Source organism: Pleionea sediminis (genome assembly GCF_007570825.1).
Classification (GTDB): Bacteria; Pseudomonadota; Gammaproteobacteria; order Enterobacterales; family Kangiellaceae; genus Pleionea; species Pleionea sediminis.
This window is the reverse complement of record NZ_SUNB01000001.1, coordinates 1,747,589-1,764,261: the sequence shown is the minus strand read 5'-3', so window position 1 is coordinate 1,764,261 and position 16,673 is coordinate 1,747,589. Positions and strand designations below refer to the sequence as shown.

At 41.4% G+C, this 16,673-nt stretch carries 14 protein-coding genes; 7 read left to right on the top strand and 7 right to left on the bottom strand.

The genetic code is table 11. The annotated features are described in order from the left end of the window. Positions 1 to 25: 25 nt before the first annotated feature. From FAX86_RS07135 to yihA, 4 genes are all read right to left on the bottom strand, one after another. Positions 26 to 1,204 carry a phosphoglycerate kinase gene (locus tag FAX86_RS07135; RefSeq protein WP_144392644.1) on the bottom strand — a complete coding sequence of 393 codons (1,179 nt, stop codon included), beginning with the start codon at positions 1,202 to 1,204 and terminating at the stop codon, positions 26 to 28. Positions 1,205 to 1,345: 141 nt separating this feature from the next. Beyond that, entirely contained in the window at positions 1,346 to 2,347 is a 1,002-nt protein-coding gene (gap, locus tag FAX86_RS07130) for a type I glyceraldehyde-3-phosphate dehydrogenase (protein ID WP_144392643.1), read from the bottom strand. A gap of 178 nt (positions 2,348 to 2,525) precedes the next feature. Next, complete coding sequence (gene tkt, locus FAX86_RS07125) at positions 2,526 to 4,535, bottom strand: transketolase (RefSeq protein ID WP_144392642.1); 2,010 nt, start codon at positions 4,533 to 4,535, stop codon at positions 2,526 to 2,528. 195 nt (positions 4,536 to 4,730) lie between these two features. Then, a complete protein-coding gene (gene yihA, locus FAX86_RS07120; RefSeq protein WP_144392641.1) occupies positions 4,731 to 5,360 on the bottom strand; it encodes a ribosome biogenesis GTP-binding protein YihA/YsxC in 630 nt (209 codons plus the stop codon). Positions 5,361 to 5,540: 180 nt separating this feature from the next. Between yihA and FAX86_RS07115 the strand changes: the two genes are divergently transcribed. The 5 genes from FAX86_RS07115 (at position 5,541) to FAX86_RS07095 (ending at position 10,091) form a co-directional block, all read left to right on the top strand. After that, positions 5,541 to 6,143 carry a c-type cytochrome gene (locus FAX86_RS07115; protein ID WP_144392640.1) on the top strand — a complete coding sequence of 201 codons (603 nt, stop codon included), beginning with the start codon at positions 5,541 to 5,543 and terminating at the stop codon, positions 6,141 to 6,143. A gap of 175 nt (positions 6,144 to 6,318) precedes the next feature. Further along, positions 6,319 to 6,924, top strand: a complete 606-nt coding sequence (locus FAX86_RS07110) for a thioredoxin domain-containing protein (RefSeq protein WP_144392639.1) — start codon at positions 6,319 to 6,321, stop codon at positions 6,922 to 6,924. A 5-nt stretch (positions 6,925 to 6,929) separates the two neighbouring features. Further along, complete coding sequence (locus tag FAX86_RS07105) at positions 6,930 to 7,775, top strand: endonuclease/exonuclease/phosphatase family protein (RefSeq protein WP_144392638.1); 846 nt, start codon at positions 6,930 to 6,932, stop codon at positions 7,773 to 7,775. 5 nt (positions 7,776 to 7,780) lie between these two features. After that, positions 7,781 to 9,358 carry a GGDEF domain-containing protein gene (locus FAX86_RS07100; protein ID WP_144392637.1) on the top strand — a complete coding sequence of 526 codons (1,578 nt, stop codon included), beginning with the start codon at positions 7,781 to 7,783 and terminating at the stop codon, positions 9,356 to 9,358. 298 nt (positions 9,359 to 9,656) lie between these two features. Beyond that, a complete protein-coding gene (locus FAX86_RS07095) occupies positions 9,657 to 10,091 on the top strand; it encodes a hypothetical protein (RefSeq protein WP_144392636.1) in 435 nt (144 codons plus the stop codon). 60 nt (positions 10,092 to 10,151) lie between these two features. Here the strand turns inward: FAX86_RS07095 and FAX86_RS22170 are convergent, their stop codons facing one another. Beyond that, positions 10,152 to 10,307, bottom strand: a complete 156-nt coding sequence (locus tag FAX86_RS22170) for a hypothetical protein (protein WP_164503494.1) — start codon at positions 10,305 to 10,307, stop codon at positions 10,152 to 10,154. 113 nt (positions 10,308 to 10,420) lie between these two features. Further along, positions 10,421 to 11,122: a DUF599 domain-containing protein gene (locus FAX86_RS07090; protein ID WP_144392635.1), complete on the bottom strand. Its 702-nt coding sequence runs from the start codon at positions 11,120 to 11,122 to the stop codon at positions 10,421 to 10,423. 73 nt (positions 11,123 to 11,195) lie between these two features. Between FAX86_RS07090 and FAX86_RS07085 the strand changes: the two genes are divergently transcribed. Continuing rightward, the gene (locus tag FAX86_RS07085) at positions 11,196 to 13,253 is read left to right on the top strand and encodes a thioredoxin domain-containing protein (RefSeq protein WP_164503493.1); all 2,058 of its coding nucleotides are present in this window, start codon (positions 11,196 to 11,198) and stop codon (positions 13,251 to 13,253) included. 23 nt (positions 13,254 to 13,276) lie between these two features. Here FAX86_RS07085 and FAX86_RS07080 read toward each other — a convergent pair whose 3' ends face one another. Next, positions 13,277 to 15,262 (bottom strand): OPT family oligopeptide transporter, encoded by a 1,986-nt coding sequence (locus FAX86_RS07080; protein WP_246128514.1) that lies wholly within the window; start codon positions 15,260 to 15,262, stop codon positions 13,277 to 13,279. A gap of 207 nt (positions 15,263 to 15,469) precedes the next feature. Here FAX86_RS07080 and FAX86_RS07075 point away from each other — a divergent pair, with 207 nt between their 5' ends. Then, on the top strand, positions 15,470 to 16,654 hold the full coding sequence (locus FAX86_RS07075; protein ID WP_164503492.1) for an MFS transporter: 1,185 nt from the start codon (positions 15,470 to 15,472) through the stop codon (positions 16,652 to 16,654). The last annotated feature ends 19 nt before the right edge of the window (positions 16,655 to 16,673 follow it).

Sequence of the window (16,673 nt, the reverse complement as noted above, 5' to 3'; positions counted from 1 at the left end):
AATCCAATTAACTTAGCCAATCAATTTATTCGCTTGCTCGTTGCTCTAAAATTTCTACTGCTGGTAATTTCTTTCCTTCAAGAAACTCCAAAAATGCACCGCCACCAGTCGAAATGTAAGAAACTTTATCTTTGATATTAAACTTATCAACAGCCGCTAAAGTATCACCGCCGCCAGCAATTGAAAATGCGTCACTTTCCGCAATAGCTAGTGACATGCTTTTTGTACCTTCAGCAAATTGATCAAATTCGAAGACGCCAACAGGTCCATTCCAAACAATCGTTTTTGCTTCCGATAAGATAGCGTTCAATTTCTTTGCTGTTTCAGGACCAATATCAAAAATCATATCGTCATCGTTTACAGCATCAACATTTTTTAAGGTTGCTTCTGCGGTCTCGCTAAATTCATTACCAACAACAACATCTGATGGAACTGGAATTTCACCACCACGAGATTCCGCTTGCTCCATTAGGCGTTTCGCTTCTGGAATTAAATCCTTTTCATACAAGGATTTACCCACATTATGATCGCGAGCAGCAATAAACGTGTTAGCTATTCCACCACCGACAATTAACTGATCGACTTTCTTAGATAACGCATCAAGCACGGTAAGTTTAGTCGAAACTTTAGAACCGCCAACAATTGCGACCATTGGGCGTGCTGGATTATCCAAAGCTTTTGCTAACGCGTCCAACTCGTTTGCCAAGAGCGGACCTGCACAAGCTACCGGAGCAAATTTAGCGACACCATGTGTTGAAGCTTGCGCTCGATGTGCAGTACCAAAAGCATCCATAACAAATACATCACACAGAGCCGCATATTGTTTCGATAAACTCTCATCATTGGCCTTTTCGCCTTTATTACAGCGAACATTTTCAAATAAGACGACTTCACCTTCGTTGATATCAACACCTTTGAGGTAATCACTGACTAAACGAACTGGAACACCTAGTAGTTGATTGAGGTGTGTCGCAACTGGCTCCATGGAATCATCTGCAGATAACTCTCCTTCGGTTGGACGACCTCGGTGAGACATTACCATCACCTTGGCACCTTTCTCTAAAGCCAATTTAATTGTAGGGATAGATGCTTGAATTCTTACGTCGGAAGTCACTTCTCCGTCTTTAATCGGCACATTAAGATCTTCACGGATTAAGACACGTTTGCCTTTAAGATCCAGATCAGCCATACGTAATACAGACATAGTTGAAAGCCTTTTCAAATCGATATTTAATTTTCGAGCGATATTGTAACCGAAAACTCTGAGGATTAGTTGCCAGAACTGGCTAAACCACAAGGGTTTTTAAATCGCCTCCGTTGAACGGAGGCGGTATTAAAGCAGTACTTATGCTTTCATCATTGCAAGAGCAGTATCTATCATGCGGCAAGAAAAGCCCCACTCATTGTCGTACCAAGTTACTATTTTCACTAAGTTTCCACCGATAACTCGAGTTTGAGTTGCATCAAAAATGCTAGACGCCGCGTGGTGGTTAAAATCTGTCGATACCAATGGCTCATCGTTGTATGCCAATACATGCTCATCGGCAGCTTTCTTGATAATTTCATTAACTTCTTCAACAGTCGTGTCTCTGCTGGCAGTGAAAGTCAGGTCAACAACCGAAACATTGATTGTTGGTACACGCATCGCAAATCCATCGAGTTTACCGTTTAAGTCGGGCAGTACTAAACCAACAGCTTTAGCAGCACCTGTTTTCGTTGGAATAACGGACTGAGCAGCTGCACGGGCACGGCGGAGATCTTTGTGAGGGTTATCAATAATATTCTGATCATTGGTGTAAGCGTGAATTGTATTAACCAAGCCACTTACTATGCCTAGACCTTCGTGCAGTGCTTTAGCGACAGGCGCCAAACAATTGGTTGTGCAAGATGCATTGGAAACAATGTTATGGTCACTGGTTAAAATATCGTCATTTACACCAAAAACAACCGTGCCATCAATGTCATCGCCACCTGGTGCGGAAATTAGCACTTTCTTCGCGCCACCAACAAAATGCTTGGATGCGCCAGCTTTGTCTTTAAATACACCGGTACATTCCATAACCAAGTCAACACCGTAATCGCTCCACTTAATATTTTCGGGATTACGATCGGCAATCATTGCTATCGGATCGCCATTAACGTACATGTGGTTTTCATCGCTTGTCACATCGGCTTCAAAACGACCGTGAGTTGTATCGTATTTGGTAAGGTGTGCATTTGTCTCGATAGGGTGCGAAGAATTAATCGCAACGACTTTAATTTCGTCCTGACGATTCAATTCGTAAATTGCTCGTAGAACCATTCGACCAATTCGGCCGTAACCGTTAATGGCAACCTTGACTGTCATATTTCACCTCACTGTTATAACTGGATGAAGCAGACGCTCGCTGCTTCTTTATACTTATTACTATGAAAGTGCTAAGACACTCGGTGTCTCAGCACTTTCTGTTAATCGTATGAAAAGAGTTTTAAATTGAGGAAAGCTTTGTTGGGATCGGCACAAACTTTCCTCGACTCAAGAACGGTTATTCAGCGTTGTCCTCGAGCATTTTTTCGGCCATCGCAACCAAGTTATTAGTTGTAAAACCAAATTCTTCAAATAGTGCACCAGCGGGCGCTGACTCACCGAAACGATCCATGCCCAATACTTTTCCGTTAAGTCCGACGTACTTGTACCAGAAATCTGGATAACCTGCTTCAATAGCTATTCGATTTGTGATAGCTGTCGGTAAAACACTCTCTTTGTATTCAGCAGATTGCTTTTCAAACACATCGGTTGAAGGCATTGAAACGATTCTTACTTGATGGCTGCTCTTTTCTAGTTCGCTGGCGGCTTTAAGTGCCAACTCAACTTCCGAACCCGTCGCCATCAAAATGATTTCTGGCGTGCCGCTGCAATCTTTAATAACGTAGCCACCTTTATCGACGTTCGCTAATTGCTCATCCGAACGTTTTAATCCCGGCAAACCTTGCCGCGATAAGGCTAATGAAGTAGGTCCATCCATTCGCTCAAGGGCGTGCTTCCAGGCAACTGCCGTTTCTGTCGCATCACAAGGACGCCAAACAGACATATTAGGCGTTGTTCGCAAGCTCGTTAATTGCTCAATGGGTTGGTGAGTCGGACCGTCTTCACCTAGACCAATCGAGTCATGAGTAAAAACATAAATGGCTCGTTGTTTCATCAACGCTGCCATCCGACAAGCATTTCGGGCGTATTCCATAAAGATTAGGAAAGTACCACCATAAGGAATAAAACCGCCATGCAACGCAATACCATTCATAATGGCAGCCATACCAAACTCACGAACTCCGTAGTACAAATAGTTACCGGATGCGTCTTTAGCATCGATTCCTTTAGAACCACTCCAAAGTGTCAAATTTGAACCCGCTAAGTCAGCAGACCCACCTAAAAGCTCTGGTAAATGCTTCGCAAAGGCTTCAATAGCTAACTGTGATGCTTTCCGTGTGGCCACTTTTGCTGCTTCATTTTGAGTTTCTCGAATAAACTCGCTGGTGATTGTTTCAAAGTCTGATGGTAAAGAACCATTCAATCTTCTTTCTAGCTCAGCAGCTAATTCAGGATGAGCGTCGCGATAGGCAATGAACTGATTGTTCCACTCTTCTTCGAGAGTTGCCCCTTTCTCTCTCGCATCCCACGCATCATAAATATCTTGGGGAATCTCAAAGGGAGCGTGCGACCATTTTAAATTCTTTCGTGTGCCTGCTATTTCTTCGTCACCCAAGGGTGCACCATGACACTCTTCTTTACCTGCTTTTGTGGGCGCACCAAAACCGATGGTTGTTTTGCAGCATATCAGCGTTGGTTTGGTTGTCTCAGCTCTCGCTTGTTCGACCGCAGCTTTAATGGCATCCGGATCGTGACCATCAACATCGGGAATAACTTGCCAGCCATAAGCTCGGAAACGTTTTGGTGTATCATCAGAGAACCAACCATCAACTTCACCATCAATCGATATTCCGTTGTCATCATAAAACGCGATCAACTTACCTAAGCCTAAAGTCCCAGCAAGAGAGCAAACTTCGTGCGAAACGCCTTCCATTAAGCAACCGTCACCTAAAAAGGTGTAGGTGTGATGGTCGATCATCTCGAAATTAGGCTGATTAAACTGCGCTGCTAAGGTTTTTTCCGCAATAGCCATACCGACGGCATTAGCCAAACCTTGACCTAATGGACCGGTAGTCGTCTCCACACCTGGCGTATAACCGTATTCTGGGTGACCTGGTGTTTTGGAGTGTAACTGACGAAAATTTTGAATGTCTTCAATGCTCAATGAATAACCGGTCAGATGGAGCAAAGAATAAATGAGCATCGAACCATGACCATTTGATAATACGAAACGGTCTCGATTCACCCACTGCGGGTTCTTTGGACTGTGTTTAAGGTAATCGTTCCAGAGGACTTCGGCGATATCTGCCATGCCAAGTGGAGCGCCAGGGTGGCCAGATTTAGCTTTCTGCACTGCATCCATACTAAGAGCACGAATAGCATTGGCTAAGTCGAATCGGGTAGGCATAAAACTCTCCTGAGCTGGGGGCCCATTTTGAAATGGCGCGTATTTTCTCAAACAGCAGGGGCAAAAATCAAACCATTTCGCGTATTTTTTGCGCAAGATTCGGCTTTTTTATCAATAAAAAAACGTTATTTATAAACCACTTGGCGAAATAACGACCCCTTTCTCATATAAGAAAATTAAAACGCATGTTTACAATTATTCATACTCAAACCAGCCGAACAGCTTTTGTAGCAAGCCATCCATACCCGTTCGTTTTAATGCTGAGAAGTTTTGCACGGTAAATTCGGAATGAATTTCACTCACCTGTTTCTTAATTTTTAGCAACGTGTTTTTAGCGGCACCTTGCTTCAGTTTATCTGCTTTATTAAGCAAAACATGGCATGGCAAACCGACTTCGGCAGCCCAAAGCAACATTTGTTGGTCCACATCTTTCATCGGGTGCCGAATATCCATCAGCACAACGAGACCTTTTAAACACTCACGATGTTGTAAGTATTGGCTTAAAGTCTCTTGCCAGCGTTCTTTTATTTCCAACGAAACTTTGGCAAAGCCGTATCCCGGTAGATCAACCAGACGGCGCTCTTCGTCTAGCGTGAACAAATTAATCAATTGGGTTCGACCGGGTGTTTTACTGGTACGAGCCAAAGCATTCTGATCACAAAGCACATTTAAGACGCTTGATTTTCCGGCATTAGATCGACCAGCAAATGCGACCTCAATGCCTACATCGAGAGGCAATTGCACTAACTCCGCAGCTCCCTTTAAATAGGTCGCTTGTCGAAATGGATTAACTTTTTTATCTTTGCCGTCAAGGGATTGCTTCACGGTAATCTCCAGATATATGAGGCGCAACCCATCTACTATAGGTTACCTCAGTACAATTGTGGCTTTTTAAAAACAGTTTCCCTATAATTCAGCCACTTTCAAAAATTTGGCGCAAGTGTATCATGGCGCATTGAGTGCGAAAGTACTTTCTGAGATTTTCCGCGGAATAAAGGACAAATAATGAAAAAATTCGCAGTAATAAGCATTCTTTTGGGGCTCTTACCTTCATTGCTGACCGCTGGTGACCCAGCAAAAGGCCAACAAGCAGCTGCTGCATGCGCAGCATGTCATGGCAGTGATGGTAACTCAGTTATAGACCCGACGTACCCTAAGTTGGCTGGGCAAGGTGCAAAATACACCGAAAAGCAATTGAGAGAATTCAAGTCTGGGGACCGAAAAAACGCTGTAATGAATGGTCAAGCGGCTGCATTAACCGCGGAACAAATGGAAGACATCGCAGCTTACTTTGCTAGCTTAGAAGTTCAACACGCGGCTGTTCCAGAGAAATACATTGCTCTTGGCCAAAAGCTATACCGCTCTGGTGACCCAGCAAAAGGCCTTCCAGCATGCACAGCGTGTCATGGACCTAAAGGCACTGGTATGGAATCGGCCGGATTTGCATCATTAAGTGGGCAAAGCCCGCAATACACCATTGCTCAGCTGAAAGCATTTCGGTCTGGAGAGCGAGCAAATGATCCTAATCGCATGATGCGTGATATTGCATCACAACTTACTGATGAGCAAATTGAAGCCCTTGCTTATTATCTGGTAGGTCTTCACTAAAAACCGCACGAGCACTTTTGAAGGCGACGTTATGTCGCCTTTTTTATTTCCTTTTTCATCAGAACCTTACCTGAAATTTAAAGTCGAAAATATTGATGTCTGCACAGACAGTCATACCGGTTTCCACTAGTATGTAATATCTAGAGCACGAATAATAAGAGCCAAATAGACAGTCATGTTTAAACGAATTGTAATTCTGATAACAATACTACTCACTCTGTGTCATTCGATACAAATACATGCTCAATCTACCGAGACCGGGAAATTTGTTGCAGGTATCGATTTCACACAGTTGAACTCTCAAGAATCGGTTCCAGACTTAGTGCTTGTCTCTTGGTATGGTTCTGACTCTGCAAAAAGAGTCTACAGCGCCCTAGAAAACAATGAATTTAGCGCCATTCTTTGGCCTGCTGTTTTTCGCGAAGCATGGCGACCGGCTGCCAAAATCAATCTGGTAGCCAATAACTTAAAGCTTTCACCAGAACAGCACTTAGAGTTATTTACGTTAATTCAAGCTGAAAATAGCACTTTAAATACCCCTAAAGATTACATTGCTATTTTTAATCAATTTATTGAAGATTCCCAGCAAGTTGAAGATGCTGTTTACGACTCAGATATGCCGAAACGACTTGTATTTATACAAAATATGATTAAACAGTTCTCAATTTCGACAGTCCCGACTATTATTTTTAAAGGACAATACACAATTGATGCCACGCAAGCTAAAACGCCTGCGAGGCTAATCGAAATACTCAAATACTTGGATAATACAAAGCCGTAATCCAGATGCTATCTCCTTCACCAACGCAAACTGTCGCCGACTCAAGCCGATTTGAGCGCCTGAGAATGTTATCGTTTAACATTCAAGTTGGTATCGATATGGGAGGCTTTTCAGATTACCTGAAGAAAAGCTGGCGACACGTACTTCCGCATTCAGGTCGACATATTAACTTAGCTAAAATAGCAGAGCTGGTAAAAAACTATGACGTTGTTGCACTTCAAGAAGTCGATGCAGGCAGTTTAAGATCAAGTTTTATTAATCAAGTCGAGTACATTGCCGAGCATGCGGGTTTTCCCCATTGGCATGTTCAAAGAAACAGAAATTTGGCGAGTATCGCAGCACACGCTAACGGTTTACTATCAAAACTTCCCGCTGAGCTAGTCGTTGATCACAGCTTACCGGGACTGATACCTGGCAGAGGTGCATTACAAGTTAGCTTTGGCTCGGGCGACCAGTCACTCGTAGTTGTCGTTGCTCATTTAGCCTTAAGTCGTAAAGCACAAATTAAACAAATTGAATACATTGCGGAAAGCGTAAGAGAACATCCGTACTTTGTTATTATGGGTGACATGAATTGCGAACCGGCCTGGTTACACGCGGAGCTCAAAAAGTTTAACATCAATACTCAGTTAGTTGCTTACCCCCAACCAACGTATCCAAGTTGGAACCCACGCCGCTCTATCGATCAAATTTTAATTAGCGACAATTTGGAAGTCGCAGAATTCCGAGTTCTCCCAGAAATAATATCCGATCATTTACCGGTAGCCATGGATATTATGTTACCCAAAAAACTCGCCAGTCACTTAGAAGCCTGTAACCATCAAGAACCGACTTCGACGCAAAATTACTGACACTCATGGCTGATAACGACGAATTTCCAGAAGCCGAAGAACAGCTGCGACGCTATTTGTCTCGTGTTAGCTACACAGGAATGGGGATTGATAGCGAACTCAATGGAAAACTTGAAGACCTCAGAGATTCGATAAAAAGGCGAGAGTCGGTTGAACTACTGGGAAAAAATGTCGAGGCAATTACTCAATGTTTACATGACATAGAAGAACGCTATCAAACACGCAAAGCCGAGGCAGATCCTAAATCGGCTCTCATGATGCTTAGCAATCAACTGATTGATTCTGTAAATGATCGTAAAATTAGAAAACGGCTCAAAAAGCTTACGAATACTCAATCATCGCTAAACGTTAGCGAATGTGTAGAACAATTAAAAGCTATCATACTAAGTATGAGTCAAGCTCCGGAAAAGCGATCTTGGCTATCGAACTTGTTTTCTAGCAACAAACCCAGTCCCTCTCCAGAAAAAGTAGAAGAACACGACCAATTAGATGAAGGTCAAACCGGCTCACAAAAAAAACAAGGTATTCCCGACACCGTAAGTTCAGCTCTCCATAATTTTATAGAACAACTCGGCCACATTGAGATTTACCAAGAAGCTACCGCAACAATAAAAGAGCAACTTAGTAATTTATCTGAAGTAGAAGATTTAGCGCCTCTCATAGAAGAAATAGCCGCCGTTTTACTTCAAGCCGCCAATACCGATCACTCTCAATTCGAAAACTTCTTAAACCAGTTAAATAAACGTTTATTAAAAGTAGCCTCCTATTTAAACCAAGCTTCAATCAATAATGATGAGTTTTTTGAAGACACTAAACGACTGGATAACGAACTTAAAAAAACGATTGATGAAATTAAGCGCGAAATATCGGACTCAACTGGACTAGGCCCTCTCAAACATCGACTTATTGCCAGCTTTGAGCATATTTTCAATAGCGTTAGTCGATTTAAGGAAGCCCAGGTCAATCATGTTAAGACCTCACAGGATGAGCTTAAAATAATAAAAGAGCAGCTTAAACTTACAGAAGATGAGACCGAACGACTAACAAAGACTTTACAGGAACAACGAGAAAAAGCCTACAGTGATCCTTTAACGAAATTACCCAACCGATACGCATACAATGAGAGAGTTGCACAAGAATACGCTCGTTGGAAGCGTTATAAAACACCTCTGAGTATGGCTGTCATTGACATCGATTTTTTCAAAAAAGTAAACGATCAATACGGACACCATAATGGCGATATTGTATTGCAACAAGTCGCTCAATCTCTCAGTCAGGGTATGAGAGAAGCCGACTTCATTGCTCGCTTTGGCGGTGAAGAATTTGTGATACTGATGATAGAGACGAATCTTAATGACGCAACAAAAGCGACTAACAAACTTCGCCAACTTGTTGCCAACCAGTCGATTAGCCTGGAAGATGACACCACAATTAACGTAACCATTTCTTGTGGCGTTGCTGAATTCGAAGGAGTCAATGATGAATCAGAGGTCTTCGCCAAAGCGGATAAAGCGCTTTATCGAGCAAAAGAGAAAGGCAGAAATCAAGTATGCTGTGAAAGAAACAAAAAACATCAATCATAACTCCAGACAAAAACCGATTTGAAGCAATTTAATTCATTAAATTCAAATAGTTATGCCCTCCTCGACTTTAACAGTTGAGGCCACATTTCACCTCTAACCATTGATCTATTTATACACCGAAGATCATTTTAAGAACGAATACTTAAGACTGATCGCTAAGTTGTTATTAAACAATCACAACCTGGTTTAAGTTTTGTGATTTTCACCACTTTAATTACTCTCAAAATTTGATTTTATAACAGCTGAACTTTCACAAGTAGATTAATCGGGTGCTCACGCCTCAAATAAGGACAAACCGATGGCATTGTTGTTTCACGGCTCTCGCAATAACTTCGACCGCTTTAATCCAAGGTTTAAACATTCCGGCGATGGCACCGGCAACTTTGAAGGGTTTTATTTTATCGACAACCTGAAAGGCGCTTGGTGGCACTGCAAAAATAGACTCAAGGCTAATCGAGGCGAAGCCTATATTCATATCTGTGAAGTTCCCGACCATTTTATTGAATACAATATCGAATGGCCAGATAGTCATTATTCAAGTTCAATTTACGGCGTCAAATACATCTATGCTGATGCTATTTCAATCTTAGAGTCTCACGAGTACTCGTCTTTACTCGAAGAAGCTAAGGGAACCATAAAGTATTATCGCTTTGCCAGTGCAAATAACTGTTTGTCTGGTGGTATAAAATCGAATCTTATTGCGACATCTACAGCTCATGATAGTTGGCAATAATTTTTCAAGAATGCAATAAATACTGCATTATATAACTGCACAATTTAGAGCCCTATTGAATTAAGAAACAATCTTGAGTTCACGGCACAGCGCAATCAATAACTGAGCACTCTTATGTGCGAGATCATAGGTTCCATACGATCCCAATACCGACCCATTGTCTAGCTTAACAAACCATTCATTGGACTCACGAAAAATCATATAGCTTACTAACATTTGTCATCTCCTCCTTAAAGTAAGTTAATCCTATATCAGCAAAACTGAATCCAATATGAATCGAACATATAATCCTTTTATGGCTGCTTTCCCTTCTCTTTGCTCAATTTAAGCTAGTAATTGAGCTTTCCAGCCGCTTTTAACGCTTCTAGCGTATAAGAGCGAAATTCTCGCCGGTATAAAACACCAACGACCCAAGCAGAAACCACCATGAGTAACACAGGATGAATAAACCATGCTAATAACGCCATGGCAAAAGAATAGGCTCTCAACCCATGAGCAAAAGAGTCGTTGGCTCGCGAGAGAATTTGATTAGCATTAACAATAAATAAATCTTTATCTTCTTGAGTCGCGTCACTATCTGGCGAAGCACCCACAAGAACAATTCCAAAATTATATTGCCGTACACTCCATGAAAACTTAAAAAACGCATAAACAAATGTAAAAACCAGTATTAATATTTTAAATTCCCAACTGGCTCTTGTATTTTCAATGATAAAAGGTAAGGTATCCGTTAGTTCTATCACTTTCTCCGTAGCACCAAGCACGGTTAACAGACCTGCCAATATAAACATTGTTGTTGAAGCAAAAAAAGTAACATTTCGCTGTAAAATTCCTAAAGCCGTCACGTCGGCAATTCGAACATCTCGAGTTAAGACTCGGTTCATCCAAATTCCACGAACGCTACTCAAAGAAGTCGCTATAGTCGGCTTAATTTTTGACTTTCTACGGGCAAAAAGAGCGTAGCCGACCCAACATAAAGCAAACCAAACTAGAGCTGTCCAATCTAAAGGCGAAATAAAGTTAAAACTCATTTTTTAAATTATCTTTCAGTAAGTGTATAGTTGAGCTTAGTCTCAATCTTAAATCTACACAATTGAGGAAGCTGTGTCGTCATTTAATAGAAATAATCTGAGCCATTGTCCTAGTCCCTATTTACAGCAACATGCAAATAATCCGGTATTCTGGCAAGAGTGGACGACTCAAGTATTGGACCATGCCAGGTCAATCAATAAGCCCATCTTACTTTCAATTGGCTATTCTGCATGCCACTGGTGTCATGTTATGGAAGCAGAGTCATTTTCTGATCAAGAAACTGCCAATATCATGAATCAACACTTTATAAATATAAAGGTCGATCGAGAAGAGCGTCCCGATTTAGACAAGCTATTCCAGCAATGTCACCAACTCCTTAATCATCGTGCTGGAGGTTGGCCTTTAACCGTATTTATTGATCCTAAATCTTTAATGCCATTTTTTATTGGCACTTACTTTTCCAATCGAACTGTTAATAACCAACCATCATTTCAACAAATTCTCGCAACCATTAAAGATATATATGAGTGTAAATACACAGATGTTGAAAATGTTCGCAAAAAGGTTACAGAAAGCATCGAAAAACTCAATGTTACAACGCCCGAAAGCTACTCGCTAAAACAGCATACTTCAGATTTCGTTGAACATTACTTGCAAAATCAAGATGAGCAGTGGGGAGGGCTTCAAGGCGCGCCAAAGTTTCCACAGCCACAATTATTAAGTGCCCTATTGCATATCATTCAGACAAAGCGCCCTGTAACCAGTGAAAAAATCTATCAAGCTTTGATGCGAACGGCACAAAGCATGTCTCGTATTGGATTATTTGATCATTTAAGTGGTGGATTCTTTCGTTATTGTGTTGATGAACACTGGGGCGTACCTCATTTTGAGAAAATGCTGTACGACAATGCGCTACTTATAAACTTTTATGCTGACTTAGCTAAATTTAGCAAAGAGGGCTTTCTTGCTGAGGTATGTTATAAGACATACTCGTGGCTTGTTAGTGAAATGTCTAGTGATAATGGAGGATTCTATTCCGCTATCAACGCTGACTCGAATGGCAAAGAAGGTACATTTTACGTATTTGAAAAAAACGAAGTTCGCGACCAATTAACCGAAGAAGAGTGGAAAATTGCTGAACTCTCTCTTGGTTTATCACAACCGCCTAACTTTAATAACCAATGGCATATTCAATGTTGGTACTCCGATGAATCTCTCGCGGAAAAACTGAGTATCCCATTAAAACAAGTTCAATGGGCACTTGAACCTATAAAACAAAAACTTCTGTCCTATAGAAATAAAAGAGAGAAACCCTCTCGAGATGAAAAAATTCTAACGGGCTGGAATGCGTTGCTTGTAACAGGTTTACTAAAAGCCGGACAACTACTTAACAATGAAGATATAATAAACACTGCCAATGATACCCTGGTCTTTATTCACCAAAATCTTTGGCAAGAATCAGAGCTTTATAGTTGTTTAAAAGATGGACGTGCTTACCAAAAGGCGAATGTTGATGACTTCGCGTATTTAATGCAAGCTTTAATGACATCTCTTAAATATGAATGGTCTAATGAAAATTATCGCTGGCTATGTGAATTGTGCGAACAATGTATTCATCGCTTTTTAAAGGACACTCCGGTCTTTAATTTTTCAGATGCTGAAGACTTACCAATGAATGTCATTTCACTAGCTGACGATGCATTGCCCAGCGGAAATGGATTAATTTTACAAGTTTTAATTCAATTAGCACGGCTGCAGTCAGATAAGAAAATTCAAAATATAGTTCATCAAGTATTTGAGCACTCTACCAGTCGATTAAAGTTATCTCCCTTAGGTTATCCGTCAATTTTACGAGCCATGCTTGATTTCGAGTCCAGCTCATTAATTGTTATACGTGGATTACGAAGTGAGGGAATACGTTGGCAACAAACACTCAATCAAAAAACTCATAATCATTATGTTTTATTTATAGCTAATGATGAGAGTCTCCCAGAGAGCCTCGAGGCAAAGTATCCAAAATCGGAAAACAATTGCTACGCCATCGTTTGCGATCAGACTCATTGTAGCGCACCAATTAATGAATATTCTGAATTAGAAAATACATTGTTCAACAAGAAAAGCGCCGAATAATACGATTCGACGCTTCTTTCAAACTAATCAGCTTTTGTACTTTGTATGGATCTGAAAAACCAAACAACAAGTAAAGTAAAAGCAATTGCACCAACAACCGAAGCCATTACCTCACTACCCGTCCATCCAGTACCAATGCCTGCTGGCTTAGCCGATTGAATAAATGCCACAGCAGCAATTCCGACTCCCAGTAATCCCTCTCCGCCGACAAAGCCAGATCCGAGTAAAACACCTTTTTCTCGGCGCCCTTCTAGCTGCTCTTTATTTTTGGTTCGCTTTTCAAAATAATGTCGAATCATTCCGCCAATAAAAATAGGCGTCATCGTTGAAACTGGAAGATAAACTCCCACAGCAAATGGCAAAGAAGGTATTCGGAAAATTTCACACGCAATTGCAATTCCAGCGCCAATAGCAACCAATGTCCAAGGTAAATTTTGATCCAATACACCATCGATCACTAACTTCATAAGCGTTGCTTGTGGCGCAGGTAACTCTTTACTACCAAAACCAAAAGTTTCCGCGAGTAACAATACTGCTAAACACACAAATGTCGCCGATGTTAGCACCCCAATTAACTCAGCAGCCTGTTGCCTTTTGGGAGTTGCCCCTAATAAATAACCGCTTTTTAAATCTTGTGAAGTGTCGCCCGAAATAGAAGCGGCAATAGCAACCACACACCCCACAATAAGTGTCGCCGCTTTTCCACTGGTATCTGTCCACCCCATCGCTAAAAAGATGGTTGCCGTACCCAGTAGTGCCGCAATAGTCATACCGCTGGTCGGATTTGAAGTAACACCGACCAAACCAACAATTCGCGAAGCGACTGTGACAAAGAAAAATGAAAATATAGCCACACAAATAGCAGCCACCAATCGAGTATCAATGCCTCCCACTTCACCAAAAGCCGTTGGAGTAATCGTCAATATCAAAACAATCGCCAATACTCCAACACCAACATACTTTAACGGTAAATCCCGGCTTGTTCTTGGTACTGCATTATCTGCAGCAATAGAATGGTCTTCGTGTGTTCTTTGCTCTAACTGTTTCGCACCCACTTTAAAGCTTTCAAGCATCACAGGAACGTTTCGAATTAAAGTGATAATTCCAGCCGTCGCGACAGCACCAGCACCAATATAGCGCACATATCGCGTCCAAATTTCACCTGGTGACATATCTTTAATTAATTTTACGGTTTCAGGAAATAGCGGTGTGGTATGAGCATCTCCCCAAATTGCAATGCTGGGAATAATAATAAGCGATGACAATACGCCACCACCAACCATAATTAGAGCGATTCGTGGTCCCAAAATGTAGCCCACACCAAACAGAGCTGCCGATAAATCAACACCTAATGAAGCTTTTTTAACAAATGGGATATTAAAGCTGACATGATCTGGAATGACCTTTATCCAGGATGTTAGTGTTTTGAAAACTGTAGCAACACCAATACCATAGAAAATATACTTAGCTCGGTTACCACCTTCTTCATTCGCGACCAAAACTTCCGCACACGCAGTGCCTTCAGGATAAGGCAACTTGCCATGCTCACGCTCAATAAGAAATTTTCTGAGCGGTATCATGAATAATATTCCTAAAAGACCGCCACTCATTGCAAGAATAGTCATTTGCAATAAATCAGGATCGACGCCCCACATAAATAAAGCGGGTAAGGTAAAGATGACTCCGCTAGCGACAGAGCTCGATGCGGATCCTGTTGTTTGCGCAATATTTGTTTCGAGAATTGTGCTTTTTATGCCACCTTTCGCCAACAAGCGAAATACCGCAACACTCATAACAGCAACCGGAATTGAAGTACTGATTGTTAGGCCAGCTCTTAATCCCAAATAAGCATTTGCAGCACCAAAAATAATACCGAAAAGGATTCCTAAACCGACCGATTTGAAGGTGAATTCCGCTATCGATTCTTGAGAGGAAATATAGGGAGCGTATTGTTCACCCGGCTCCATTGCTCGATAAGCTTTACTATCGAGTCCTTTGGATTGACTCACATTAACCTCACTTTATTATTGTTTTATCAGAGAAGTAGATCAAACCAGCTGACAAATTCAACGTCAAATATAATTTTACATGCGAACTGTCGTTGATGGCTTAAATTCCATGGTATTCTTACTTGAATCGCAATCAACTTATCAATTAACAAATGGTAAACGTATAATAATTAATCGTTTACCATGCTTTACTCAAGGAAGGCTTTCTTGTCACACAAACTGCCCAAGCAAGTATGGTTGTTTACGCTATGTTATGCATTGATGCTATCTGGCACTTCAATGCTTGTACTCATTGCAGGAATCATTGGTAGCCAAATTGCACCCAGCGAACAATTAGCCACGCTTCCCATTGCTTTAGCAATTGTCGGCTTGGCCTTAAATGCGATACCCGCTTCATTTTTAATGAGTCGATATGGCAGAAAAAGAATTTTTCTCTCTTATGCCGTCGTGGGTATTTTATCTGCATTAATCGCATCTTATGCCTTGATGGCTGAAAGCTTTGCTTTATTTTGTGTTGCAGCTACTGGAGTCGGGGCTGGGGCAGCAGCAGTCCAACAATACCGATTTGCAGCCATGGAATTGGTGCCAACTGACACTATTCCAAAAGCAGCTTCAACCATATTACTCGGAGGTATTTTGGCGGCTTTTATTGGTCCGGAAATGTCTCTATTAGGAAAAAATTTATTGTCCGTTGAGTACGCTGGTTCGTTTATTTTACTTGCCGCACTGTATTGCGTTGGCTTTTTACTGCTAACTCGAACTCAAAATAGTGTGGCTCATGCACCGGATGGAAAATTAATAGGTCGACCTTTAAAAGAAATTTTTAGCCAACAAACGGTCATCATTGCTGTTCTTGCTGCAGCTGTTGGTTACGGTGTTATGGCCTTCATTATGACGGCAACTCCGTTAAGTATGCACAATCATTTTGGTCACAGCCTGACACACACTAAGTGGGTTATCCAATCTCATGTAGCGGCTATGTACCTACCCTCACTCATTTCAGGATTACTTGTAGAAAGGCTCGGTCATTATCGCATGATGGCTTTTGGATTGGTCGCCTTTTTAATATGTTTGATCATTGCATACACTTCTCAAACATTCGCTGCTTTTTGGTTAGCACTCGTATTACTTGGGATTGGTTGGAACTTTTTATTTGTTGCCGGTACATCTCTTTTGCCAACGGCCTATCGGCCTCAAGAACGATTTAAAGTACAAGCATTTAATGATTTATTGGTGTTTGGAACTCAAGCTCTCGCTTCTTTAAGCTCTGGCTGGTTATTATTTCAATTTAAGTGGCAAGGCATCCTCATTATGAGCACGGTACCTGTTTTTATTATCGCCGGCATACTCGCATTTACGCTGTTCAACCGGCGTGTGGCTTCAGATACTTGAAATAAAAAACGTTAATAAA

Excerpts from the sequence above, each read along its gene's own strand:
- FAX86_RS07090 (WP_144392635.1), bottom strand. The coding sequence starts at position 11,122 with ATGAGTTTTAACTTTATTTCGCCTTTAGATTGGACAGCTCTAGTTTGG.
- FAX86_RS07110 (WP_144392639.1), top strand. The coding sequence starts at position 6,319 with ATGTTTAAACGAATTGTAATTCTGATAACAATACTACTCACTCTGTGT.
- FAX86_RS07095 (WP_144392636.1), top strand. The coding sequence starts at position 9,657 with ATGGCATTGTTGTTTCACGGCTCTCGCAATAACTTCGACCGCTTTAAT.
- FAX86_RS07100 (WP_144392637.1), top strand. The coding sequence starts at position 7,781 with ATGGCTGATAACGACGAATTTCCAGAAGCCGAAGAACAGCTGCGACGC.
- FAX86_RS07135 (WP_144392644.1), bottom strand. The coding sequence starts at position 1,204 with ATGTCTGTATTACGTATGGCTGATCTGGATCTTAAAGGCAAACGTGTC.
- FAX86_RS07115 (WP_144392640.1), top strand. The coding sequence starts at position 5,541 with ATGAAAAAATTCGCAGTAATAAGCATTCTTTTGGGGCTCTTACCTTCA.
- FAX86_RS22170 (WP_164503494.1), bottom strand. The coding sequence starts at position 10,307 with ATGTTAGTAAGCTATATGATTTTTCGTGAGTCCAATGAATGGTTTGTT.
- tkt (WP_144392642.1), bottom strand. The coding sequence starts at position 4,535 with ATGCCTACCCGATTCGACTTAGCCAATGCTATTCGTGCTCTTAGTATG.
- gap (WP_144392643.1), bottom strand. The coding sequence starts at position 2,347 with ATGACAGTCAAGGTTGCCATTAACGGTTACGGCCGAATTGGTCGAATG.
- FAX86_RS07105 (WP_144392638.1), top strand. The coding sequence starts at position 6,930 with ATGCTATCTCCTTCACCAACGCAAACTGTCGCCGACTCAAGCCGATTT.